A 22,806-nucleotide genomic window follows, 5' to 3' on the forward strand; every position below is an offset into this window, starting at 1 on the left:
TCTTCCGCCGCTTCCATGCGGCGGAGCCGGAGCCCAAGGGCGAGCTCCACTACGTCAATCCGTTCACGCTCCTCGTCGCCGTGGTGCTGTCGGCCCAGGCGACCGACCGCGGCGTCAACCTCGCCACCGGCCCGCTCTTCGCGGTCGCCGACACGCCCGAGAAGATGCTGGCGCTCGGCGAGGACCGGGTCCGCGACTTCGTGCGCACGATCGGGCTGTTCAACACCAAGGCGAAGAACGTCGTCGCCCTCTCGCGCATCCTCGTGGAAACGCACGGCGGCGCGGTCCCGGCGAGCCTGGAGGCCCTGCAGGTCCTGCCCGGGGTCGGTGCCAAGACCGCGAGCGTGGTGCTCAACATCGCCTTCGGGGTTCCGCGGATCGCCGTCGACACCCACATCTTCAGGGTCTCGAACCGGATCCCGCTCTTCGTCGGCGCGACGACCGACAAGGTCCAGGCCGGGCTCGAGGCGATCGTGCCGGATGCCTACCGACTCCACGCTCATCACTGGCTGATTCTCCACGGACGCTACACCTGCAAGGCGCGCAAGCCCGAATGCCCACGCTGCCTCATCGCCGACCTCTGCCGCTACCCGTCCAAGACGATCGATTGACGACCGCACGACGACGGCGAGACGCGCGCGCGACGGGTCGCGGAGGTCGTCCCGGGCACGTCCCGACCGGCCTCCGCAATCCCGCCCTGCGGGCTAACGCGTTGTGCTGGAAGCCCGCTTCCGCTAGTTTGGCGGCCGGTCGCCGGGGCCCTCGGGCAGAGGCCGTCCGGCGGCCCGACCTCGCGTCCGGTCGCCGCGCCGCGGATTCCTCCCCATCGTCGCGCATCAGGAGCCTCGGCCCATGGACTTCCTCAAACCACGGTACACGCCTATGAATCGCCGCCGTCGCATCTACGAGGGCAAGGCGAAGGTCCTCTACGAGGGGCCGGAGCCCGGCACGCTCATCCAGCACTTCAAGGATGACGCGACGGCCTTCAACGCGAAGAAGCACGAGGTCATCGACGGCAAGGGTGTGCTGAACAACCGGATCTCGGAGTTCGTCTTCCAGCACCTCAACGACATCGGCGTGCCGACGCACTTCATCCGCCGGTTGAACATGCGCGAGCAGCTGATCCGCGAAGTCGAGATCATCCCCCTCGAGGTCGTGGTGCGCAACGTCGCGGCCGGGTCGCTGGCGACGCGCCTCGGCCTGGAGGAAGGCACGCAGCTGCCGCGCTCGATCATCGAGTTCTACTACAAGAACGACGCGCTGAACGATCCGATGGTCTCCGAGGAGCACATCACCGCCTTCGGCTGGGCGACGCCCCAGGAGATCGACGACATCATGGCGCTGGCGATCCGCGTCAACGATTTCCTGTCGGGTCTCTTCCTCGGCGTCGGCATCCGGCTGGTCGACTTCAAGATGGAGACCGGCCGTCTCTGGGAGGGCGACATGATGCGGATCGTGGTCGCCGACGAGATCTCCCCGGATTCCTGCCGGCTGTGGGACATCAAGTCCTCCGACAAGCTCGACAAGGACCGGTTCCGCAAGGATCTCGGCGGCCTGATCGAGGCCTATACCGAGGTCGCCAAGCGGCTCGGCATCATGTCGGAGAACGAGAAGGTCCAGGGCGGCGGCCCGCGTCTCGTGCAGTAGGCCCGGTCAGGCGCCCGGCCGGCGCAGGGGCGCCGGTCCGGCCTCGGGAAACCCCGCGCGCAGCCGCGCGTGGGTCGAGAGTTCCGGGTCGAAGCCCGGGTGATAATGGGGGTCCTGCACCAGCAGCGACCCCCATCGCGTTCTCAGCGCCGCGATCTCGCGCACGTGGCGGGCCCGGGCCTCTCGGGTCCAGCGGCGGCTCGCCGCCTCGCGGTGATGGAGGACCGCCCCGGGGACCAGGAGCGTGCGGTAGCCGGCCGCGTTCAGGCGCAGGCAGAGATCGACGTCGTTGAAGTCGACCGCGAAGACCGCCTCGTCGAAGCCGCCGACCGCGCGGAACTTCGCCGCCTCGACGGCCAGGCACGCGGCGGTCACCGCCGACACCGTGTGGGTGACGCGCAGGGCCCCGAGGTAGCCGGGGGCATCGCCGGGAAAGTGCCGGTGCCCGTGGGTGACGAGGCCGCCGGTGCCGAGCACGATGCCGCCGTGTTGGATCCGGCCCTCGCCGTCGAGGAGCTTGGCACCGACCGCCCCCACGTCGGGACGGAGGGCCTCCCGGGCCATGCGGGACAGCCAGTCGGGCCGGAAGGCCTCGACGTCATTGTTGACGAAGACCAGCAGCCTGCCGCGGGCGCGGGCCGCGGCGGCGTTGTTCATCGCGGCGAAGTTGAACGGCCCGGGCCAGGGCACGACGTGCCCCCTCCCCTCCCCCTCCAGCGCCCGCAGGTAGGCCAGCGTCTCGGGCTCGCGACTGTCGTTGTCGCAGACGATGATCTCGGTCGACGGCCAGTCGGTGCAGCCTCGGAGGCTCTCGAGGCAGGGGCGCAGGAGATCCAGGCGATCGCGGGTCGGCACGATGAGGCTCGCCAAGGGCCGCTCGTCCGGCAGGGGATGCTCGACCTGCACGAGACCGTCGAGCCCGACGGCCACGCCAACGCCCTCCCGCCCTGTCCGGTCGAGGTGATCGCGCACCAGCGCGTGGTGGGGGACGCGCCCGGTTTCGCCGCCCCGCGTCGCGGTCGAGGCGCCGCGCCGGACCGACAGGATCTCCGGCAGGTGGCCGATGGCGCCGGGACCGAAGCGCTCCGCGATGCGGAATGCGGCCTCGGCGGGACTGCCGGGATCGTCGCCGGGCTCGAGGGCGCCGCGTCGGCAGGCCAGCACGGGTCCGAGATAATCGAGGGCCGCGAGCCGGTCGGCGTCGAAGACCGGCGGCAGAAGCGGCAGCACCGCGCCGCCGGGTCTCTCCTGCACCAAGGCGTCGCCGTACAGCGCCTGCAGGTCGGGCTCGCGCGCGAACGCGGCGGCGATCCGGCCGGGCGCACCGGCGACGAGGACCCCGTCGCCGATCAGGCGGATCGCGTCTCTTGGACCGGCCGGCGCGGAGGGGAAGCGGTCGAGGATCCCGGGCGGCAGGGCGAGCCGATGGTCGATCCCGATCAGGGCGGCGAGCGCCTGCCGGGCGCGCAGGCGCTTACCCGTCACGCGCGCGCGCAGGATCGCGGCCGCCGCCCGGGGATGCGCGAGGAGCTGGCGCGTCGCGCCCACCAGCGCGCGCCAGGAGCGGCGCGACGGTCCGAGATAGGTCGCGGCATCGTGGCCCGACGCGCCGTCCGATGCACCGTCCGACCGCGACGTCATTCCAGGTCCTCGCCGAACGTCGTGACCGACAGGGCGGGGTGGTAGAACGGATCGTGCCGGATCGCGGCCCGCCAGCGCTCGGAGAAGCGGGCGGCCTCCTGCTCGAAGCGGGCGCGCTTGGCCCCGACGGACGGACCGCGGCTGACGGATTCGAGATGGGCCAGCGTCGCGGCCGGCGTCCAGACCGTCTTCCAGCCGGCGGCGCCGAGGCGGAGGCAGAAATCGACGTCGTTGAAGTCGACCGGGAATGCCTCGGCGTCGAAGCCGCCCACCGCCAGATACTTCTCCCGCGCGACGGCGAGGCAGGCGGCCGTCACCGCCGAGACCTCGTGCGCCACCCGCAGCTGGCCGAGATGGCCGGGCGTGTCACCGGGCCGGCGGCGCAGGATGTGGCCGGCCCGGCCGCCGAGTCCGACGACGACGCCGGCATGCTGCAGCGTGCCGTCGCCGTAGAGAAGCTTCGCCCCGACGGCGCCGACCTCCGGTCGGTACGCCTGCCGGACCATGGCCTCGAGCCAGCTCGGCTCCAGCACGGCGACGTCGTTGTTCAGCAGGACGACGATCGTCCCGGACGCCGCGGCGACGCCGGCGTTGACCATCGCGGCGAAGTTGAAGGGCTGCGGGTCCATGAGGATCCGGACGCGCGGATCGCCGCGCAGGGTCGCGTAGTGGTCGAGCACCGCTGGATCGGTGGAGCCGTTGTCGACGATGATCAGCTCGATCGCCGCGTAGGCTGTCTCGTGGAGCACCCCGCGGCAGACGCGGGTGATCAGGTCGAGGCGGTCGCGCGACGGGATGACGACGCTCACCAGCGGCACCGGATCCGGCAGGGGCCACGCGAGGCGAACGGCACCGTCGTGGATTCCGGCGCGGAACACCGGCTGTCCGGACCGGTGCGCGTCCAGGGCCGCGGCCCGGGCCGACGGGTCGAGACCGTCTCCGGCGCTGCGGGCGAGGATCCGCGGGACATGCGCCACCCGCGCGGCGGTGGTCATCGCCGCGATCGCGATGGCCGGCGCGAGCGCGGCCATCGGGCCGACCGGGCGCGCCATGGCCGCGGCCAGCCACGCCCGCGACAGGAGCAGGGGAAACCCGGGATAGCCGGTCGCCAGGGCGAGGTCCGGGCTCCAGTCCGGCTTCAATTGCGGGCGACCGTCGGGGCCGACCGCGTCGCCGTAGGCGATGTCCGCTCCCGACAGGGCCTGGGCCAGCAGCGCCAGGGCCTCCGGGTCCGGGACGTCACCGGGGCGCAGCAGGCACAGGGCGTCCGCCTCGCCGGAAAGTTCGTCGAAGCCGGAAGCCGCATCCCAGGTTCGATGCGACAGCGGCCCGTCGACCGATGCGGGCGGCGTCCCCGCCCACGCGACCTGGATCGACTCGGGGCGGTGCGTCTGCGCGCTCAGCGCGTCGCGCGTGGCCGACAGCGGCGCCGCGTCCTCGGCTCGCGCGAGAACGACGCAGCGGATCCGCAGGGCGGAGGGCGCGACGCGGGCGGGCCGGGTCCGGGCGGCGGCCCAGGCCGGGAACCGGTCCATCGGGGTCACCGCGCAGGCGCCGCGCAGGATGTCGCGGTAGCGCCGTTCCGAGCCGCGGGCGCGCTCGTAGAGGGCGGAGACGCAGCGCCAGGGCCGGCGCAGGAGGCACTGCACGAGCACCTCGACCTCGCGCCGGGCGCCGACCCGCTCCAGGGCGAAGTCCGCACCGGCAGAGAGACGGATCTCCCGGGTATCGGAGGGGATCAGTCCGAGCCAGTGGGCGAGCCCCTGCGCGGCTCCCGGCAGGAGGAAGTCCTGGACCGTCTCGTCAGGCCCTCGCAGGACGCGGAGGATCGGGCGCCGGGGCGCATTCGTCGGATCGCCGGCATAGCTCAGCACGATCCAGCCGGCGGGATGGTCCGGGAGCACGAGGCGGCGATCGAAGACGGGATCGTCCGTGGATTCCAGCCGGAACCGGGTCTTCCGGCCGAGCCAGAGCCTGTCGCGGTCGGTCCGGGCAATCAGCGGGGTCGGATCGCCGAGGCGCGCCGCGGCGTCACTGGGCAGCGTCGCCTCCGCCGGGTGGCGCCGCGGCGACAGCCGGTTTGCGGCGGCGCGGTTTCGCGGCGGGCTTGCCGCCCGCACCCTTGCCGGTCCCGACACCCACCGCGATGTCGTAATCGGCCGTCATGGCGCCCGGAACCTGCAGCTCGTCGGCCACGACCGTGGCGAAGCCCTGCGCCTCTCCGGGCCCGACGATCACGCTGGCCCGCTCGGTGCGGCTCGAGACGGTCTTGCCGTCGTGGCGGATCTGGAACGTCACCGGCACATCGAACCGGCCCGGCGCGCCCGCCGGCCCGAGCAGGACGTTGATCTCGGCGCCCACCTTGACGGTGATCGAGCCGTCCTGACGCCGCGTGCATTCGCGGGCGAGACGGCCGAGGGAGAACTGGGTGCGCACCGTGTCGCCCGCGAGCGCGCGCGAGGCGGCCCCGCCCTCGGCGACCTCGACCGTCGGGCAATAGGCCGGGTCGAGGGCTTCGGGCTGCGACGGCGGCACCGTCGTGCCGCCGTACTTGAACAGGTTGGAGAAGATGTTGCCCTCCTCGGCCCGGCCCGGGGCCGGGGCGGCGAGCGACGCGGCGAGCACAAAGCCGCCGAGCCGGAGAGCGACGGTCCGGCGCCGGGCCATGTCCGGGGACCGCGTGAGGCTCCTGTTCCGATGTCCGATCATCGCACGGCTCCCGAACCGCACCGTCATTTCAGGCTGTCGAACCCGGCCGCGAAGCCCTTCATCGACAGCGGGATGCCGACGCCTTCCTCGGGCGTCTGGAACACGATGAAGGTGGCCTGCGTGCCGTTCTTGAACTGGCGGATCAGCCCGTCATCCATCACGACCTCGGCCACGCACCCGGTGGTGAGGCAGCGGACGAAGCCGGCGCGGCCGATATCCGTCTGGTCGATCTTCAGGCCGAGTCCGGACGGCAGGAGAACGCCCAGCGGCGCCACCACCCGCAGCAGGTAACCGCGATTGTCGGCGGTCTTGAGGACGATGACCACGAGGGTCAGGTTGGGCCTGTCCTCGGCGGCGAGATACTGGACGAGGGCGCACTGCTCGGCCTTCGCGCCGGCCGGCGTCTCGCAGCGCAGCTGCCAATCGTCGAAGGTCTTGCGCACCATGCCCTGAGCCGCGGCAGGCCCGGCGGGCGCCAGTGCCGCCGCTACGAGGGCGAGGAGAACCGGCAGCGCGGCGCGCCGGTAACGAACGAGCCTCGCGTGAAGCGGCACCACCGATCCCTTCGGAACGCTCCGGCCGAGGACCGGCGGGAGCCGTACAATCGGGCGTGTTCCGACCATGGTCCGCCCCGCGCTGTCAAGCGATGCGGGCGCGGTGTTGCGCGTCGGCGCTACCCGTAACGGTTTCAGCGGCCTAGATTGTGTTCGAACACTCCTCCAGCGCCGGATTTTGACGCCGTGATGCGCCCGCTCACTCTCTCGGCCGCCTGCCTGGTGGCCACCCTCGCGCAGGCGGGAGCCCAGTCCCTGCCGGTCGGAGAGACCACCTACATCGAACGCTCGCTGAACCACTCGGACACGCTGGTGATCGAGCATCCGCCCGTGGCGGCGAACCCGTCCGGCCGCCGCAACGGTCAGGCGGCCATCGCCGGCTACTGCAGGGACGGCGGCCTGGTCCGCCGCCGGGACGAGTTCGGCAACCCGGTGATCATCCGCCAGCGGGAGATCTGCGACAGCGTCGCGCCGCGCACCCTCAGCCCCGGGCAGGTCAATCCCCGCCCGAGCTGGCCGGCGGATGCCGTGGCGCGCCAGCGGGTGCTCCGCGTCAAGGGCTGAGGCGGGGCTGATGCGGGTCTGAGGTCGGCTCAGCCGTAGCGATGCAGGCCGGTGCCGTGGCGCTTGAGCCACGCTTCGGCAGCGTCGGTGTTCGGGCAGAGCGCCTGCACCAGCGCCCAGAAGCGCGGGGAGTGGTTCATCTCGCGCAGATGCGCCATCTCGTGGGCGACCAGATAGTCGAGCACCATCGGCGGCGCGAGGATCAGGCGCCACGAGAAGTTCAGCTCGCCGCGGGCCGTGCAGGATCCCCAGCGACTGCGGGTATCGCGCAGCGTGACCCGGACCGGCCGCTGCCCGAGCCGCGCCGCGTAGCGCTCGATCGCTTCGGTCAGGTCGCGCCTGGCCTCGCGGGCCAGGAAGTCGCGGACCCGGCGCGCCACGTGGGCGGCGTCGCACGACACCGACAGCACCGCCTCCCCCTCGACGGACTCGATGCGGACGGGACCGCTCCGGGTGCCGCGCTGGCTGATCCGGTGGGGCTCACCGCGGAGCGGCAGGCTGGCTCCGAGCTCGAAGAGCACGCGGGTCGGCACGCGCGCCAGGCGCGCGGCGATCCACTCCGCGTGGCTCGCCGCGAAGCGCTGCGCCGTGTTGATGGCGGTGCGGCTCGGCAGGGTGATCACGGCCTCGCCGGTGGCGGCCGACACGCGGAGCGTGATGCGGCGCGCGGTCGGCCGCCGACGGAGGGCGATGCGGAGGCTGGCCCCCTCGTGCTGGACCTCAAGATGATCGGGATCGGGGCGACGCAGCAGCGCGAGGGGCATGCGCGACTTCTAGCTGGGCCGGGCCCGGGGCTCCAGATCCCGCGTCTCCGAATCGCCGCGGCGGCCTCAGCTGGCGAGGGCCCGGGTCCAGACGTCGGTCTCGGGGAGGACGAGGAGCGCGGCGGCGGCCAGCGCGATCCCGTACGGGATCCCGGTCTTGGCGTCGTGCAGGTGCAGGGCGAACGGCATGCGCGCGATCCGGCCGGGCAGCGGATGCGTCCGCGCGAACAGGATCGCCAGGGTCAGGGCACCTCCGAACACCGAGGCCACCAAGAGGTAGTCGCCGAGGCCGTCGAAGCCGAGCCACAGGGCGGTGGCGGCCGCGAGCTTCGCGTCGCCGCCGCCGATGACGCCGAAGGCGAACAGCGTGAACGTGACGAGCAGGACGACCGCGCCGGCGGCGCAGTGGAAGCCGATCTCGGTCCAGCTCATCGAGCTCGTCAGGGCCAGCAGCGCGAACCCGGCCACGAGGGCGAGGGAGATCCGGTTCGGGATCAGCATGGTGAGCAGGTCGCTGGCGGCCGCGTAGGCCATCAGGAAGGGAAACAGGATCAGGAGACCGAAACCGGCCGGGCCCAGACCCGCCAGTCCCAGGCTTGCCGTCGCTGAACCGACCATCTCGGCGCCCATCTCGTCGCAGCCTGTCGCGTCACACAATGCGGTCAGCCCCGGCGGAGTGCCGGCCGGTCCGGACCTCGGATGTGCCGGGCGGCGAGCGCCGCCGCGAACAACGGCGATCCCGGCAGGCCGGGAACCCCCGCCTCTCTCCGGATTGCGAGGAGAGGCGGGATGTCTCGAACCTGCCGCAGATCGGACGGGTCTCGATCAGTTCAGGTTGCCGGAGATCTGGCTGAACTTGCTGGTCAGGCTGGTGCCGACCGTCTTCAGGGCAGTGATGATGGCCACGGCGATGAGGGCCGCGATCATGCCGTACTCGATCGCGGTGGCGCCGGACTCGTCCGAAGCAAAACGCGTGAACAGGGTCTTCATAGAGGGTGATCCTTCGATCAACACAGAGCGAGATAAAACTTGCGCGATGCCCGATGAAGAATTTTCAGGTCTCGATCGGCGGCCTGCACAGACTGCCGATTACGCCTTGAAAATCGGTTAAATCGATCCGGCACCGACCTAAAAGGCTGTCTCGCTGCGAGTTTGGTGAAGGTTGGGTTTCACCGATACGGCACAGTGCCGCGACTTGGTCTTGCTTAGCGCTTCCTTCACGGGTTCCGCGCTAGCCTCGGGCCTCGGGTAGGCTCTCTTCGACCACCCGCCGTCTTGAGGAACCCCGATGCGTCGCACCCTGTCGATCGCGGGCCGCGCCGGCCTCGTCGTCCTGCTGACGGGCGCCGCGGCCGCGGCCGGCCAGCCGGATCTCCTGCCCGTCGTGACCGTTCTCGTCGACAACGCCAAGGTGCTCCGCCTGCCGGAGAAGACGTCGACGGTCATCGTCGGGAACCCGATCATCGCCGAGGTGACGCCGCAGAAGAACGGCGTCCTCGTGCTCACCGGCAAGAGCTTCGGCTCCACCAACCTGATCGCCCTCGACAACGGCGGTGCCATGATCGCGGAGACGACCATCCGGGTCGAGGCGTCGCGGGACTCGACGATCACGGTGCAGCGCGGTCTCGATCGGGAATCCCTGTCGTGCACGCCGGGCTGCCAGCCGTCGGTGCAGCTCGGCGACTCGGCCAGCTACTTCGGTGCGACGAGCGGTCAGGCCGATGCCCGTCGCAAGCTCGCGACCGGCGGCGGCGCGGGCACGGTCCCGGCGGCCGATCACTGACCGGGCCGGGGTTCCATCGCGACATCGGCCGCGGCCTGGGGCAGGATCCCCCGGCCCTCGCCGATTCGCCGCGATGCCGCGGGGGCGCTGACGCCAGGGAGACGTCGAGGCCGATGTCCGCCATCACCCGCAATCCGCCGCCGCCCGCCGTCGACCCGGCCGTGCTGGCGGCCTTCCGCGATGTCTCGACGGCCACGATCAGCGACTGCCTGGCGCGGATGCCGGTCCTGGCCGGCCTGCGCCCGTTCCATCGCGGCGGGGCGCTCGTGGGAACGGCCTTCACGGTCCGCGTCCGGAGCGGCGACAACCTGGCCATCCATCAGGCTCTGGAAGAGGTCCGCCCCGGCGACGTGATCGTGGTCGACGGCGCCGGCGACACGAGCCGCGCGCTGGTGGGCGACATCATGAAGGCCATCGCCGAGAGCCGGGGCGTGGCCGGCTTCGTGATCGACGGCGCCGTGCGCGACACGGCGGCGTTCGCGGGCGCGGACTTTCCCTGCTACGCCCGCGACGCGACGCCGCGGGGGCCGTTCAAGACGGGCCCCGGCGCGATCAACGTGCCGGTCTGCGTCGGCGGCTGGACGGTGAGCCCGGGGGACGTGGTGGTCGGCGACGCCGACGGCGTCGTGTCGTTCCCGCCCGGCGACGCGGCCGCCCTGCTCGACGCCGTGCGGGCGCAGGCGGCCCGCGAGGCGGAGGTCCTGGAGCAGATCCGGGCCGGTCGCTACGACGGCCGCTACGCCCGGGTGGCGAAGGCCTGATCCGGCCGGGCGCCCTCGGGCGCCTGCAGGCGCCGCCACAGGGCATCGGCCGCGCCGCCTCGGCCCTCGCGCGTCCGGAACAGCCGGATCTCCACCGGAACGTCCAGCTCCTCCGGGCCTGCCCGCACGAGCTGTCCGCGGGCGATCGCCGCCTCCGCGAGCGTCACCGGGAGCCACGCGACACCGTCGCCCTCCTGGGCCATGGTCATCAGCGTCGCCGCCAAGTGCGACGTGAAGGCCGGCTCGTGGCCGGCCGCCACCCCGCTCGCCGCCAGGATCCGGCCGAGCCCCGAGGCCTCGCCGTAGGCGAGGTAGCGGACCGCCCCGGTCAGGGGCCAGAGCGGCGCCCCTTCGGACGCCGGTGCGCAGAGCGGCACGAGGCTGTCCGCGCCGACGCGGACCGACTCGCAGCGGCCATCGTCCAGGGGCGTGGGGAGGTCCGCGCGGTGGTGGCACAGGAGGAGTTGCACCTCGCCGGCCAGCAGGATCGCCTCGCAGGCCGCCATGCTGTCCGAGATCAGGTTGAGGGCGCCCAGCGTCTCGAAGGGTGCGTGCCGGCGGATCCAGCCGGGAAAGAACGTGAACGACAGCGCGTGCGTGGCCGCGATCGCGAGGCTCGCATCCGCGCGCGCGCCCGCGGCCCGCGCCTCGCGGCACGCCCGGTCCAGGCCCCGCATCAATTCCTCGGCGTGCGGGCGGAAGCCCGTTCCGGCGGCGGTCAGGTGCGCCCCTTGCGCGCTCCGCAGGAACAGCGGCGTCCCGAGCCACGCCTCGAGCGCGCGGATCCGTCGGCTGAAGGCCGGCTGCGTCACGTGCCGGACCTCGGCGGCCCGCGAGAAGGTCCGGTGCTCGGCGAGCGCGAGGAAGTCCCGCACCCAGTCCAGATCCATAGCGCCTCTCCGACAGGACGGGGCCGATGCCGCCCGCGCATCGCGCGCTCCGGAAACGGCATTGGCTGACCGGGGGCCGCCGACGCTATGGCACCGGGACGCACCGGGGAGAGTGAGCCATGCGCATCGTCGACGTCCGCGAGGTCACCAAGCCGATCGCATCGCCGATCCGCAACGCCTACATCGACTTCTCGAAGATGACCACGAGCCTCGTCGCGGTGGTCACCGACGTGGTCCGCGACGGCCGGCGGGTCGTCGGCTACGGCTTCAACTCCAACGGCCGCTACGGTCAGGGCGGCCTGATCCGCGAGCGCTTCCGTGACCGGATCCTGGAGGCCGACCGGGACAGCCTCCTCGTCGATGCGGGCGACAACCTCGACCCGCACCGGGTCTGGGCCGCGATGATGCGCAACGAGAAGCCCGGCGGCCACGGCGAGCGCTCGGTGGCTGTGGGCACCCTCGACATGGCGATCTGGGACGCGGCGGCGAAGATCGCCGGGAAGCCACTGTTCCGGATGCTCGCCGAGCGGAAGGGCGTCGCCGCCGACCCGCGGGTCTTCGTCTACGCGGCCGGCGGCTACTACTATCCCGGCAAGGACGATTCCGCCCTCCGCGCCGAGATGCGCGGCTATCTCGACCGCGGCTACACCGTCGTGAAGATGAAGATCGGCGGCGCACCGCTCGAAGAGGACCGGCGCCGGATCGAGGCCGTGCTCGCCGAGATCGACGGACGGGGCCGTCTCGCGGTGGACGCCAACGGCCGCTTCGATCTCGAGACCGCCATCGCGTACGCCCGGATTCTGCGGCAGTACCCGCTGTTCTGGTACGAGGAGGCGGGCGACCCGCTCGACTACGCGCTCCAGGCGGCGCTCGCGCCCTACTATCCCGGGCCGATGGCCACCGGCGAGAACCTGTTCTCGCACCAGGACGCGCGCAATCTCCTGCGCTACGGCAACATGCGGCCCGACCGCGACTGGCTGCAGTTCGACTGCGCGCTGTCGTACGGGCTCGTGGAGTACCTGCGCACCCTCGACGTGCTGGCCGAGTTCGGCTGGTCGCCCGCCCGCTGCATCCCGCATGGCGGGCACCAGATGTCGCTCAACATCGCGGCCGGCCTCGGCCTCGGCGGCAACGAGAGCTACCCGGACCTGTTCCAGCCCTACGGCGGCTTCCCCGACGGGGTTCGGGTCGAGGACGGCCACATCACCATGCCGGACCTGCCGGGCATCGGCTTCGAGGGCAAGTCGGACCTCATCGCGGAGATGCGCGCCCTCGCGGCGTAGCGCGCCGACCCGGGCGGCCTTGCGGAACGCGCCACCGCGTTGGACGATGGCGCATGGATTCCGGCCCCCTCACCTACGCGATCGGCGACGTCCACGGCTGCGCCGCCCTCCTCGACGCGCTGCTGGAGCGGATCGCCGACCATGCGGGCGACCGTCCCCACCGGCTGGTCTTCCTCGGGGACTACATCGACCGCGGCCCGGACAGCGCCGCGGTGCTCCGCACCGTGAGCCGCCTGAACTGGGCCGAGCCCGAGCGCGTCGTCTGCCTGATGGGCAATCACGAGCGGATGCTGCTCGACGCACTCCAGACGGAGAGCGCGGCCGCGCACTGGATGTTCAACGGCGGCGAGGCGACGCTCGATTCGTTCGGCGCGCGGGATCCTGCCGGCCTGCCCCGGGACACCCTCGACTGGATCGAGGCGCTCCCGACGCTGCACGGTGACGGCGCCCACTGGTACGTGCATGCCGGGCTGCGGCCCGGCACAGACGCCCTCGGCTCGGACGCGCACGATCGCCTCTGGATCCGCGAGCCGTTCCTCGAGGGCGACCACGATTTCGGACGGCACGTGGTCCACGGCCACACGCCGCAGCGGAGCGGGCGCCCGGAAGTGCGCCGGTTCCGCACCAACCTCGACACCGCGGCCGTCTACGGCGGCGCGCTGACCGCCGGGATCTTCTCGGACGCGCAGGGGCCGGCCCTGGAGTTCCTGCAGGTGAGAGCATCATAGGGCGCGACGGCGCCGTCTTTGCGAGCGGAGCGAAGCAACCCAGGGCAGCGCCGCATCGCGCGGCCCGGCGCCGCGTGGACTGCTTCGCTCCGCTCGCGAAGACGCTGGCCCGCGGGCCGCCGGCCGGACCTGTCAGACCCCGCGTCGCGCGGGCACCAGCGCGCAGAGGATCCCGGTGAGCCAGCCGCCCATCAGGGCGAAGCCGCCGGTGGGCGCCGCCATCGGGAAGAGCGCGTGCTGAAGCCATGCGCGCACCGAGAGGTCGCCGCAGAACAGGATCAGGCCGGCGACCAGCAGCCCGGCCGCGACGCGCGCGAGACCGGCCCGGACGAGGCCCGCGGCCCCGAGACCGACCAGCGCCAGGATGGCGGGGGCGTGGAACAGCAGGAACTGCGCCGCCGTCTTCAGCGAGTCCGCCCCGGGGATGTGCGCCGCGGCGGCGCTCAGCGCGACGCCGAGCAGCCCGGCCAGAGCGGCGAGCGCCGCGAGCGCGCGGTCGACACCCGCGAGTCTCACGCGCCGCGCTCCGCCAGGAGCCTAGCGATGGCCGCCCGCAGATCCGGTACGCCGGAATCGTCCCGGCTCGAGGTGAGGATCACCTGCGGGTAGGCGGCCGGCCGCTTGGCGAGCCCCGCCTCGATCCCGGCGATGCGGCTCGCGACCTCGCCCTTCTTGAGGGAATCGCCCTTCGTCAGCACGACCTGATAGCTCACCGCGGCCTTGTCGAGGCCGTCGAGGACGTCGGTGTCGATCGACTTGAAGCCGTGCCGGGCGTCGATCAGCATGAACACCCGGGCGAGGTTGGCGCGGCCCTTGAGGTAGGCGTGAATCAGCCGGGTCCACGCCTCGACCTTGGCCTTCTCGACGGCGGCGTAGCCGTAGCCGGGCATGTCGACCAGCGACAGGCGCTCGCCGATCCGGAAGAAGTTGAGCTGCTGCGTCCGCCCCGGCGTGTGCGAGGTCCGCGCCAGGGTGTTGCGCCCGGTGAGTGCGTTGATCAGGCTCGACTTGCCGACATTCGAGCGCCCCGCGAAGGCGATCTCGACGCCCTCCATGGGCGGCAGCCGGTCGAGGATCTGGGCGGCCGCGTAGAAGTCGGCCGGGCCGGCGAAGAGAAGGCGGCCGGCCTCGAGGAGGTCGGCCGCGTCGTCGTTGGTCTCGCTCACGGCGTCTCGCCCGTCAGCTCTTGGTGGCGGCCGCCTTGGTGCCGCCGCGCTTGAACGTTGTGCGGAGGTTGTCCCACAGCTCCACCTTCACGCCGTTGCGGCGCATGATGACGTATTGCTGGATCACCGACAGGGTGTTGTTCCAGGCCCAGTAAATCACCAGGCCGGCGGGGAACGAGCCCAGCATGAAGGTGAACACGATCGGCATGAATGTGAAGATCTGCGCCTGGACCGGGTCCGGCGGCGCGGGATTCATCTTCATCTGCACGAACATCGTGATGCCCATGATGATCGGCCAGACGCCCAGGTGCACGAAGTCGGGTGCCGGGAACGGCAGCAGGCCGAACAGGTTCACGATGCTCGTCGGATCCGGCGCCGCGAGGTCGCGGATCCAGCCGAAGAACGGCGCGTGGCGCATCTCGATGGTGATGAACAGGACCTTGTAGAGCGCGAAGAAGACCGGAATCTGGATCAGCACCGGCCAGCAGCCGGCGACCGGATTGATCTTCTCCTTCTTGTACAGCTCCATCGTGGCCTGCTGCTGCTTCATGCGGTCGTCCTTGTACCGCTCGCGGATGGCGGCCATCTCCGGCTGCACGGCCTTCATCTTGGCCATGGAGACGTAGGACCGGTTCGCGATCGGCAGGAACAGCAGCTTCAGGCAGAAGGTCACCACCAGGATCGAGACGCCGAAATTGCCGAACAGGTGGTAGAAGAAGTCTAGCGCCCGGAACATCGGCTTGGTGATGAAGAAGAACCAGCCCCAATCGATCATCAGATCGAAGTGCTTGATGCCGAGGTCCTTCTCGTAGTTGTTGATGACGTTGACTTCCTTGGCGCCGGCGAACAGCCGCTGCGTCGCGGTCGCCGAGGCGCCCGCCGCGAGATTCACGGCATCGCCGCGCACGCTGGCTTGGTAGACGTTGGTGGCACCGTCGGTCCGGTCGGTGAAGGCGCCGGTATAGGGCGCGTCCTGATCGGGGATCGCGGCCGCCGCCCAGTACTTGTCGGTGATGCCGACGAAGCCGCCGGTCACGCCGCTCCAGGCCTTGCCCTTGGTGTTGGCACCGCCGTAGGCGCCCTCCTTGGCGAGCTTGTCGTAGGTGAATTCCTGCAGGCCGTCGTTGCCGAGATAGCCGATCATGCCCTCGTGCAGGACGTAGTAGCCCTGGGTATGCGGCTTACCCCAGCGGGAGACGAGGCTGTACGGGTAGAGCGTGATGGCGCCCGAGCCCTTGTTCTCGACCTCGTCGCGGATCGTGAACATGTACTTGTCGTCGACCGCGATGATCCGCTTGAAGACGAGGCCGGCGCCGTTGTCCCAGGTCAGGGTCACGGGCATGCCGGGCGACAGTGTCTTGCCGTCGCTGGTCCAGAGGGTGTCGTTGGTCGGCAGCGGACCGGCATTGGCGCCGACCCAGCCGAACTCGGCGTAGTAGGGCGTCTCGGTCCCGGCCGGCGAGAACAGCACGATCTCGGGGCTCATGGGGTCGATGGTCTCGTGGTAGTTCCTGAGCGAGACGTCGTCGACGCGGCCGCCCTTCAGGGCGATCGAGCCGGAGAGCGCCGGGGTCTCGATCCGGACGCGCGGCGAGCGGGCCAGCGCCGCCTCGCGGGAGACCGGGCCGCCCTGGGCGGTCGGCAGCGTGCCGGGCGCGGGGGCCGCCGGGCCACCCTCCTTCGGGGACGGCGAGGGCACGCCGTCCGGGGTCACGCCCGGGGGCTGCTGCTGCGCGGCCTTGTTCTGCGCCTCGATCTGGCGCTGCTGCTCCATGCGCGGGCCGGCCACGAAGTACTGCCACCCGAGCAGCACCAGCAGCGACAGGCCGATGGCCACGAACATGTTCGTCTTGTCATTGCCCATCAGGGACACCGCCGCACGCGTTCGGAGTGGCAACAGGAACGTCGCCGGCCCCGGGGGACCTGCGCGCGCCTGTGATTCGGGGATCTCTGTCGCACCCCTGCGACGGGCCGATGTCGGCACCGCCGGGTGGGGCCGCCTGCGCGGAGGCGCGGCCGGCTTCGTGCGGGAGAGAGGACGACTGAGAAGTGGCCGTGTCAGGAGCCGGCTTGGAGCGCCGGCCGCCGGATCGACCGGGTGACCTGTCCCCGCGGGGCGCGGCCGGGCGGGTCACCGCGGGAATCGCGCGGCGCAGATCCTCGGCGAGGGCCTCGAAGGAGGCTTCGAGGGCGGGGCGGCGGGCGATCAGCACGATGTCGGCCGGAAGGCCCGCGAGCTCGCTCGGCAGATCGGACGCGACCAACCCCACGGCAGCGCGGAGTCGGCGGCGGATGCGGTTGCGCTCCGTCGCGTGGCCGACACGCTTCGTGATGGTGAAACCGAGACGGAGGCCGGGGCAGACGTCGGGGTTCCGAAGACGCCCCTGCGCGGTCATACGCTCGGTGTGGAAGCGACGCCCCTCGGCTGCCGCCAGGAAGTCGGGTCGTTTCTTGAGCCGCTCGATCGTCGCCATCGATGGTTCGATCCCGGCCGATACCACTTGCCTCGTGGCGCGGATGCGTCGGAGCGTCCGCGCCGGCGAGGATCAGGCCTCAGGCCGACAGGCGCTTGCGGCCATGGGCGCGACGGCGCGCGATGACCTTGCGGCCGCCGGCGGTGGCCATGCGCGCACGGAAACCGTGACGGCGCTTACGGACGAGCTTGCTCGGCTGGTAGGTTCTCTTCATGGCTCAGAGCCTTCAAAGGTCGAGGCGCGCTCGCGGGCAGCTATTGCTGCACCCGACCTTCACGCGTCCTGGTTGTCTGCAAACACGAAGGGCGCCCATGCGGGGCGCCACGTCGCGAGTGGCGGGCTTATGGCGGATGGGCCCCGCGAAGTCAACGTTTCGCGGGGCTCAATGACCCTCGAACTGCATGAGGGTGCGCACCTCGACGCCCAGGTCGCGCAGGCGCTGCGCGCCGCCGATCTCGGGCAGGTCGATGACGAAGCAGGCGGCCACGATCTCGGCGCCGATCTTCTGGAGCAGGTTCACGGCCGCGATCGCGGTGCCGCCGGTGGCGATCAGGTCGTCGACCAGCAGCACCTTGTCGCCGGGCCGTACGGCGTCGACGTGGATCTCGATCTCGTCGGTCCCGTACTCGAGGGCGTAGGCCATCGAGACAGTCTTGTGAGGCAGCTTGCCCTTCTTGCGGATCGGCACGAAGCCGCAGGAGAGCTGGTGGGCGATGGCCCCGCCCAGGATGAAGCCCCGGGCCTCGATGCCGGCCACCTGGTGGATCTGTCCGCCGGCGTAGGGATGCACCAGGGCGTCCACCGCCCGCCGGAAGGCACGCGGGTCGCTCAGCAGCGTGGTGATGTCGCGGAAGATGATCCCCGGCTTCGGGTAATCGGGAATCGAGCGGACCGATTCCTTCAGCGCGACGTGGCGGCGGGCTTCCATGCGTTCGGCCTTCCGTGGGGAACCGCGGGCTTAAAGCAGAAGCCCGACGGCCTGACCAGTCGGTGGCGGCTCAGGCCGCCTGGACCTTCTTGAGGATGGCGACGAGGTCCCGGTGAAGCCCCTCGTTGCCGCAGGCCACCGACCGGGGCGCCAGCGGCTCGGCCGCGCCGTCCGCCGAGGTCACGAAGCCGCCCGCCTCGCGCACCAGGATCACGCCGGCGGCGAAGTCGTAGGTCTGGAGGTCGCGCTCCCAGTAGGCGTCGAGGCGGCCGCAGGCCACGTAGGCCATGTCGAGGGCCGCCGAGCCCATCCGGCGGGTCCCGCCGGCCACCGCCATCACGGCGCCGAGCTCGCGCAAGAGGCGCGGGTGGCTGCCGCGACCGAGATAGGGCGTGCCGTAGCCCACCAGCGCGTCCGCCATGTCCTGGCGGCCGGAGACGCGCAGGCGCCGGTTGTTGAGATAGGCGCCCTTGCCGCGCTCGGCGACGAACAGCTCGTCCTTGATCGGGTCGAAGATCACGCCGGCCACGATCTGGCCCTCGCGCTCGAGACCGACCGAGACCGCGAAATGCGGCACGCCGTGCAGGAAGTTCGACGTGCCGTCGAGGGGATCGATGTGCCAGGTGTGGCTCTTGTCGGTCCCCTCGATGATCCCGTTCTCCTCGAGCACGAGGCTGTAGCCCGGACGCGCCTTCATCAGGGCGTCGCGCAGCACCTCCTCGGCCTTGCGGTCGGCCGCGGAGACGAAGTCGCCCGGACCTTTGCGCGAGACCTGCAGGTTCTCGACCTCGCCGTAGTCGCGGCGCAGGCCGCGCGCGGCCTTGCGCACGGCATCGACCATGACGGTCATGAGGGGTGAGGAGATCATAGGCGGACTTTTCGCGGATGAGGATTGGCGCCGTCGTTACAGGTCGGCGCCGGAAAAGACGAGATGGGGACGGGACATGGAAGCGCTGCGGGCCGCTGCCTCAGCGCGGAGCCGGCGCGGTCAGGCCGGCCTCAGCATACCGCCGCGCCCGTCTTTGCCAGCGGAGCGAAGCAATCCAGGGCAGCAGGCCGGCCGCAGATGTGGCATCCCTGGGTTGCTTCGCTCCGCTCGCAAAGACGGGCGCCCGCAACACGGCCCGGCCGGGACGGCGGCGCGGATCCTACTCCGCGGCCTCGACGAAGACGGTGCCGGCGCGGGGCAGGTCCAGGGCCTGCCAGGTCTCGCCCAGCGCCGCGGCGAGGCGCTCGATATGCGCCGCGTCGTGGAACGGCGACGGCGTGATCCGCAGCCGCTCGGTCCCGCGCGGCACCGTCGGGTAATTGATCGGCTGAATGTAGATCGCGTGGTGCTCCAGCAGATGGTCCGCCGCCGCCTTGCACAGCTCGGCATCGCCGACCATCACCGGCACGATGTGCGTCTCGGTCTCCAGGACCGGAAGCCCCGCCGCGCTCAGCGCCGCCTTCGTGGCCGCCGCCTGACGCTGGTGCGCCTCGCGCTCCGCGCTCGAGCGCTTCAGGTAGCGCACCGAAGCCCGCGCCGCCGCCGCCACTGCCGGCGGCAGCGCCGTCGTGAAGATGAAGCCCGGCGCGAAGCTGCGCACCGCGTCGCAGATCGCCGCCGAGGCGGTGATGTAGCCGCCCACGCAGCCGAAGCCCTTGGCCAGCGTCCCCTCGATCACGTCGACCCGGTGCATGACGCCGTCGCGCTCGGCGATGCCGCCACCGCGCGGGCCGTAAAGGCCGACGGCGTGGACCTCGTCGAGGTAGGTCATCGCGCCGTAGCGCTCGGCCAGGTCGCAGATCGCGCCGATCGGCGCCACGTCGCCGTCCATCGAGTAGACCGACTCGAACACGATCAGCTTGGGCCGGTCGCCGGCCTGCCGCAGCAATTCCTCGAGGTGGGCGAGGTCGTTGTGGCGGAAGATCGTCTTGGCGCAGCCGGAATGGCGCACGCCCTCGATCATCGAGTTGTGGTTGAAGGCGTCCGACAGGATCAGGCAGTCGGGGATCAGCTTGGCGATGGTCGAGATGCCGGCCTGGTTCGAGACGTAGCCGGAGGTGAAGACGAGGCCGGCCTCCTTGCCGTGCAGGTCGGCGAGCTCGCGCTCCAGGTCGACCAGCGGCGAGGTGTTACCGGCGATGTTGCGGGTGCCTCCGGCGCCGACGCCGCAGCGGGCGGCGGTCTCGGTCATGGCGGCGACCACCTCCTTGTGCTGGCCCATGCCGAGGTAGTCGTTGGAGCACCACACGGTGATCTCGGTGGTCTTGCCGTCCGGCTGGCGCCACTTGGCGGTCGGGAAACGCCCCGAGATCCGCTCGATGTCGGCGAACACCCGGTACCGCCGTTCCCCGTGCAGCTGATCCAGGGCCCCGCGGAAGTAGCGCTCGTAGCCGGATCCGGCGCGCGTCGATCCCGCTTGGGCGAGCATCGTGCTGGGCATCCGGGTGACGGTCATCGAGCGTCCTTCGCGTGTTCGGCCGCGCGGGCGACACCGCGTGAGCGGCGTCTCAGGCCCGCGATCGAGGTCCGGCCTCGGTCCAGTCCTTCGCGTGAGGGCCGCAAGATACGCGCGGATCTGGAACTGGTTCAAGGTAAGGTTCCGACATCGCAGCGTTGCATCCGTTGAGAGGCCCGCGTGAACCCGCTAGCGTCCGGCACGTTCTTCCGACCCGAACTTGGCTCCCGCCCCCTGCAACAGCTCATGTCTCCGACCGCAGATGGCTCGTCCGGCGTGGACCGCGCGGCCCCGACCTTGCGGCGACCAAGGGTCGCGCCGTGACAGACTCCAGGGACGAGCGGGCGGAGCGCCTCAAGGCCGCGCTGCGCCAGAACCTGCGCCGCCGCAAGGCGCAGGGCCGCGGGCGGGCCGAAGGAAGACCGTCTCCCGGCGCGGATCAGTCCTGCGCGCGGGAATCGGACGGAAACGGTCCTGATTCCGACAAATCCGGTCTATAGGGCACGGCCAAGCCTGGGCGCTGCCGCGCCCGCGATCAGCACGGCCGGCCGCGCGCCCTCGCGGGTGCGCCGCCCGAGGACACACGATGGACCGCATCCACATCACCGGCGGCGCGCCGCTCAACGGCGTGATCCCGATCTCGGGCGCCAAGAACGCGGCGCTGCCGCTGATGATCGCGAGCCTGCTCACCGGCGAGACGCTGGAGCTGATCAACGTGCCGCGGCTCGCCGACATCGCCGCGCTGACGCGGATCCTCGGCAACCACGGCGTGGACCACATGGTCGTGGGCAAGCGCCCCGGTCAGACCACCGAGACGGGCCAGACGATCCGGCTCACCGCCTCGAACGTCATCGACACCACGGCGCCCTACGAGCTGGTCTCGACCATGCGGGCGAGCTTCTGGGTGATCGCACCGCTGCTCGCCCGGTTCGGCGAGGCCAAGGTCTCGCTGCCCGGCGGCTGCGCCATCGGCACCCGGCCGGTGGACCTGCTGATCATGGCGCTGGAGAAGCTCGGGGCCGAGATCGAGATCGACGCCGGTTACGTCGTCGCCAGGACCAAGAACGGCCTGCGCGGGGCCGAGTTCGCCTTCCCGAAGGTGACCGTGGGCGGCACGCACGTGGCGCTGATGGCCGCCGCCCTGGCCTACGGGACCACGGTGATCGAGAACGCCGCCCGCGAGCCGGAGGTGGTCGACCTCGCGGAGTGCCTGAACAAGATGGGCGCCAAGATCCGCGGCGCCGGCACGCCGCGCATCGAGATCGAGGGCGTGGCCCGCCTGAACGGCGCCCGCCACGAGGTCCTGCCCGACCGGATCGAGACCGGCACCTACGCCATGGCGGTGGCGATGGCCGGCGGCGACGTCGTGCTCAAGGATACCCGGGCCGACCTGCTCCACTCGGCCCTCGACGTCCTGACGACCACGGGCGCGGAGATCACGCAGGTCGAGGGCGGGATCCGCGTGCGCCGCAACGGCGCCGGCATCGCGGCGGTCGACGTCACCACCGACCCGTTCCCGGGCTTTCCCACGGATCTCCAGGCGCAGTTCATGGCGCTGATGACGCTGGCGAAGGGCCAGTCGCACATCCGCGAGACCATCTTCGAGAACCGGTTCATGCACGTGCAGGAGCTGGCCCGCCTCGGCGCGAAGATCCGCCTGGAGGGCGACCTCGCCATCGTCGAGGGCGTGGACCGGCTGAAGGGCGCCCCCGTGATGGCGACCGACCTGCGCGCCTCGGTCTCCCTGGTGATCGCGGGCCTCGCCGCCGAGGGCGAGACCCAGATCAACCGGGTCTACCATCTCGACCGCGGGTTCGAAGCGCTGGAGGCCAAGCTCGGCCGGTGCGGCGCGCAGATCGAGCGCGTCCGGGCCTGAGCGGCAGCGCTCGGTCCGAGCCGGCCGGCGCGCGGCAGCGCCCGAGGCTCAGTCCTCGATCTGCCCGCGCCTGTAGCCGAAGCCGGGGATCTCGCAGCCGCAGGGCGCGTCGGGAGGCCCCGGGCGCACCCTGCACGTGCCGCGGGCCGTCACGCAGACGCTGTCGTCCCACCGGCGCCCGAAGTCGCCGCGCCAGCGCGGGCCGCGCCTGTCGTACGCATCGTCGACTGGCAACGGGGGCGGACGCCAGCCATACCCGTCATCCGCGGGCGGAGGCGGCGGACGCCCGCCGGGCGGCGGTGCGTAGAGATCCCGATCCGGCGCCGGACGACCGTAGATGTAGGGCCGTGCGTCCGGACCGACCTGCGCGACGGCGGGTCCGGCCGCCTGCATCCCGACGGTCAGCACCGCCACAACCGCGCGCTCGGTGAGTGCCGCCATATGAGACCCTGCCCCGGCTCGACCGCCGGCGCGTCTAAACGGCGACGCTGGCCCGAGCCTGTGCCCGGCCGGGATCGCGATCCCCAGACCAGCCGTTGCCCGAACGGGGCCGCGCCGCTACCTACGCCGTGCCGCGGACCGGCCCTCGCCGCC

26 protein-coding genes (1 of these 26 cut by a window edge) are annotated in these 22,806 nt (G+C 71.5%); 9 read left to right on the forward strand and 17 right to left on the reverse strand.

What is annotated here, in order from left to right:
- Window positions 1-611, forward strand: the 3' portion of a protein-coding gene (nth, locus tag LXM90_RS25475; RefSeq protein WP_376738865.1) for an endonuclease III. Its footprint begins 277 nt before the window's first position; only the last 611 of its 888 coding nucleotides appear in the window; its start codon lies off the left edge, out of view; its stop codon occupies window positions 609-611.
- Window positions 612-852: 241 nt separating this feature from the next.
- Window positions 853-1,647 (forward strand): phosphoribosylaminoimidazolesuccinocarboxamide synthase, encoded by a 795-nt coding sequence (purC, locus tag LXM90_RS25480; RefSeq protein ID WP_010684691.1) that lies wholly within the window; start codon window positions 853-855, stop codon window positions 1,645-1,647.
- Between the two features lie 6 nt (window positions 1,648-1,653).
- Here the strand turns inward: purC and LXM90_RS25485 are convergent, their stop codons facing one another.
- The 4 genes from LXM90_RS25485 to LXM90_RS25500 are packed head-to-tail and all read right to left on the reverse strand — an operon-like array spanning window position 1,654 to window position 6,554.
- Window positions 1,654-3,288, reverse strand: coding sequence for a glycosyltransferase (locus LXM90_RS25485; RefSeq protein WP_020092485.1), 1,635 nt, complete (start codon window positions 3,286-3,288; stop codon window positions 1,654-1,656).
- A complete protein-coding gene (locus tag LXM90_RS25490; RefSeq protein WP_020092486.1) occupies window positions 3,285-5,408 on the reverse strand; it encodes a glycosyltransferase in 2,124 nt (707 codons plus the stop codon). The genes LXM90_RS25485 and LXM90_RS25490 overlap by 4 nt, the downstream gene beginning before the upstream one ends.
- Complete coding sequence (locus LXM90_RS25495) at window positions 5,320-5,997, reverse strand: hypothetical protein (RefSeq protein ID WP_026604815.1); 678 nt, start codon at window positions 5,995-5,997, stop codon at window positions 5,320-5,322. The genes LXM90_RS25490 and LXM90_RS25495 overlap by 89 nt, the downstream gene beginning before the upstream one ends.
- Window positions 5,998-6,020: 23 nt before the next feature.
- Window positions 6,021-6,554 carry an invasion associated locus B family protein gene (locus LXM90_RS25500; protein ID WP_026604816.1) on the reverse strand — a complete coding sequence of 178 codons (534 nt, stop codon included), beginning with the start codon at window positions 6,552-6,554 and terminating at the stop codon, window positions 6,021-6,023.
- A gap of 186 nt (window positions 6,555-6,740) precedes the next feature.
- On the opposite strand from LXM90_RS25500, the gene LXM90_RS25505 reads away from it, so the two are divergent.
- The gene (locus LXM90_RS25505; protein WP_234081197.1) at window positions 6,741-7,115 is read left to right on the forward strand and encodes a hypothetical protein; all 375 of its coding nucleotides are present in this window, start codon (window positions 6,741-6,743) and stop codon (window positions 7,113-7,115) included.
- Between the two features lie 29 nt (window positions 7,116-7,144).
- On the opposite strand, the gene LXM90_RS25510 is transcribed toward LXM90_RS25505, so the two are convergent.
- The 3 genes from LXM90_RS25510 to LXM90_RS25520 form a co-directional block, all read right to left on the reverse strand.
- A complete protein-coding gene (locus tag LXM90_RS25510) occupies window positions 7,145-7,879 on the reverse strand; it encodes a M48 family metallopeptidase (RefSeq protein WP_020092490.1) in 735 nt (244 codons plus the stop codon).
- A gap of 66 nt (window positions 7,880-7,945) precedes the next feature.
- Window positions 7,946-8,497, reverse strand: coding sequence for an A24 family peptidase (locus LXM90_RS25515; protein ID WP_042669679.1), 552 nt, complete (start codon window positions 8,495-8,497; stop codon window positions 7,946-7,948).
- Window positions 8,498-8,704: 207 nt separating this feature from the next.
- Entirely contained in the window at window positions 8,705-8,869 is a 165-nt protein-coding gene (locus tag LXM90_RS25520; RefSeq protein WP_012320434.1) for a Flp family type IVb pilin, read from the reverse strand.
- Between the two features lie 298 nt (window positions 8,870-9,167).
- Between LXM90_RS25520 and LXM90_RS25525 the strand changes: the two genes are divergently transcribed.
- Complete coding sequence (locus LXM90_RS25525; protein WP_020092492.1) at window positions 9,168-9,662, forward strand: pilus assembly protein N-terminal domain-containing protein; 495 nt, start codon at window positions 9,168-9,170, stop codon at window positions 9,660-9,662.
- Window positions 9,663-9,775: 113 nt separating this feature from the next.
- Complete coding sequence (locus LXM90_RS25530) at window positions 9,776-10,423, forward strand: RraA family protein (protein WP_020092493.1); 648 nt, start codon at window positions 9,776-9,778, stop codon at window positions 10,421-10,423.
- On the opposite strand, the gene LXM90_RS25535 is transcribed toward LXM90_RS25530, so the two are convergent.
- Window positions 10,399-11,313 carry a LysR family transcriptional regulator gene (locus LXM90_RS25535; protein ID WP_020092494.1) on the reverse strand — a complete coding sequence of 305 codons (915 nt, stop codon included), beginning with the start codon at window positions 11,311-11,313 and terminating at the stop codon, window positions 10,399-10,401. The genes LXM90_RS25530 and LXM90_RS25535 overlap by 25 nt on opposite strands.
- A gap of 119 nt (window positions 11,314-11,432) precedes the next feature.
- On the opposite strand from LXM90_RS25535, the gene LXM90_RS25540 reads away from it, so the two are divergent.
- Window positions 11,433-12,596, forward strand: a complete 1,164-nt coding sequence (locus LXM90_RS25540; RefSeq protein ID WP_020092495.1) for a mandelate racemase/muconate lactonizing enzyme family protein — start codon at window positions 11,433-11,435, stop codon at window positions 12,594-12,596.
- A gap of 53 nt (window positions 12,597-12,649) precedes the next feature.
- Window positions 12,650-13,324 carry a metallophosphoesterase family protein gene (locus LXM90_RS25545; RefSeq protein WP_020092496.1) on the forward strand — a complete coding sequence of 225 codons (675 nt, stop codon included), beginning with the start codon at window positions 12,650-12,652 and terminating at the stop codon, window positions 13,322-13,324.
- A gap of 132 nt (window positions 13,325-13,456) precedes the next feature.
- Here LXM90_RS25545 and LXM90_RS25550 read toward each other — a convergent pair whose 3' ends face one another.
- From LXM90_RS25550 to hemA, 8 genes are all read right to left on the reverse strand, one after another.
- Complete coding sequence (locus tag LXM90_RS25550) at window positions 13,457-13,840, reverse strand: DUF423 domain-containing protein (protein ID WP_020092497.1); 384 nt, start codon at window positions 13,838-13,840, stop codon at window positions 13,457-13,459.
- Complete coding sequence (gene yihA / locus LXM90_RS25555; RefSeq protein WP_020092498.1) at window positions 13,837-14,490, reverse strand: ribosome biogenesis GTP-binding protein YihA/YsxC; 654 nt, start codon at window positions 14,488-14,490, stop codon at window positions 13,837-13,839. Before yihA ends, LXM90_RS25550 begins: the two co-directional genes overlap by 4 nt.
- A gap of 13 nt (window positions 14,491-14,503) precedes the next feature.
- Window positions 14,504-16,354: a membrane protein insertase YidC gene (gene yidC, locus LXM90_RS25560; RefSeq protein ID WP_234081200.1), complete on the reverse strand. Its 1,851-nt coding sequence runs from the start codon at window positions 16,352-16,354 to the stop codon at window positions 14,504-14,506.
- A complete protein-coding gene (gene rnpA / locus LXM90_RS25565) occupies window positions 16,344-16,964 on the reverse strand; it encodes a ribonuclease P protein component (protein WP_234081202.1) in 621 nt (206 codons plus the stop codon). The genes yidC and rnpA overlap by 11 nt, the downstream gene beginning before the upstream one ends.
- A 79-nt stretch (window positions 16,965-17,043) precedes the next feature.
- Window positions 17,044-17,178: a 50S ribosomal protein L34 gene (gene rpmH / locus LXM90_RS25570; protein WP_007558110.1), complete on the reverse strand. Its 135-nt coding sequence runs from the start codon at window positions 17,176-17,178 to the stop codon at window positions 17,044-17,046.
- A gap of 168 nt (window positions 17,179-17,346) precedes the next feature.
- On the reverse strand, window positions 17,347-17,892 hold the full coding sequence (locus LXM90_RS25575) for an adenine phosphoribosyltransferase (RefSeq protein WP_012320444.1): 546 nt from the start codon (window positions 17,890-17,892) through the stop codon (window positions 17,347-17,349).
- A 70-nt stretch (window positions 17,893-17,962) separates the two neighbouring features.
- Window positions 17,963-18,760 carry an inositol monophosphatase family protein gene (locus LXM90_RS25580; RefSeq protein WP_026604817.1) on the reverse strand — a complete coding sequence of 266 codons (798 nt, stop codon included), beginning with the start codon at window positions 18,758-18,760 and terminating at the stop codon, window positions 17,963-17,965.
- 280 nt (window positions 18,761-19,040) lie between these two features.
- Complete coding sequence (gene hemA, locus LXM90_RS25585; protein ID WP_026604818.1) at window positions 19,041-20,309, reverse strand: 5-aminolevulinate synthase; 1,269 nt, start codon at window positions 20,307-20,309, stop codon at window positions 19,041-19,043.
- A 347-nt stretch (window positions 20,310-20,656) separates the two neighbouring features.
- Here hemA and LXM90_RS25590 point away from each other — a divergent pair, with 347 nt between their 5' ends.
- Both LXM90_RS25590 and murA read left to right on the forward strand, forming a co-directional pair.
- Window positions 20,657-20,836, forward strand: coding sequence for a hypothetical protein (locus tag LXM90_RS25590; RefSeq protein WP_081636463.1), 180 nt, complete (start codon window positions 20,657-20,659; stop codon window positions 20,834-20,836).
- 86 nt (window positions 20,837-20,922) lie between these two features.
- Window positions 20,923-22,212: a UDP-N-acetylglucosamine 1-carboxyvinyltransferase gene (gene murA / locus LXM90_RS25595; protein ID WP_020092503.1), complete on the forward strand. Its 1,290-nt coding sequence runs from the start codon at window positions 20,923-20,925 to the stop codon at window positions 22,210-22,212.
- 48 nt (window positions 22,213-22,260) lie between these two features.
- Here murA and LXM90_RS25600 read toward each other — a convergent pair whose 3' ends face one another.
- Window positions 22,261-22,653, reverse strand: a complete 393-nt coding sequence (locus tag LXM90_RS25600) for a hypothetical protein (RefSeq protein ID WP_020092504.1) — start codon at window positions 22,651-22,653, stop codon at window positions 22,261-22,263.
- Between the last annotated feature and the right edge of the window lie 153 nt (window positions 22,654-22,806).

The sequence above is a fragment of the Methylobacterium oryzae genome (assembly GCF_021398735.1).
GTDB lineage: Bacteria > Pseudomonadota > Alphaproteobacteria > Rhizobiales > Beijerinckiaceae > Methylobacterium.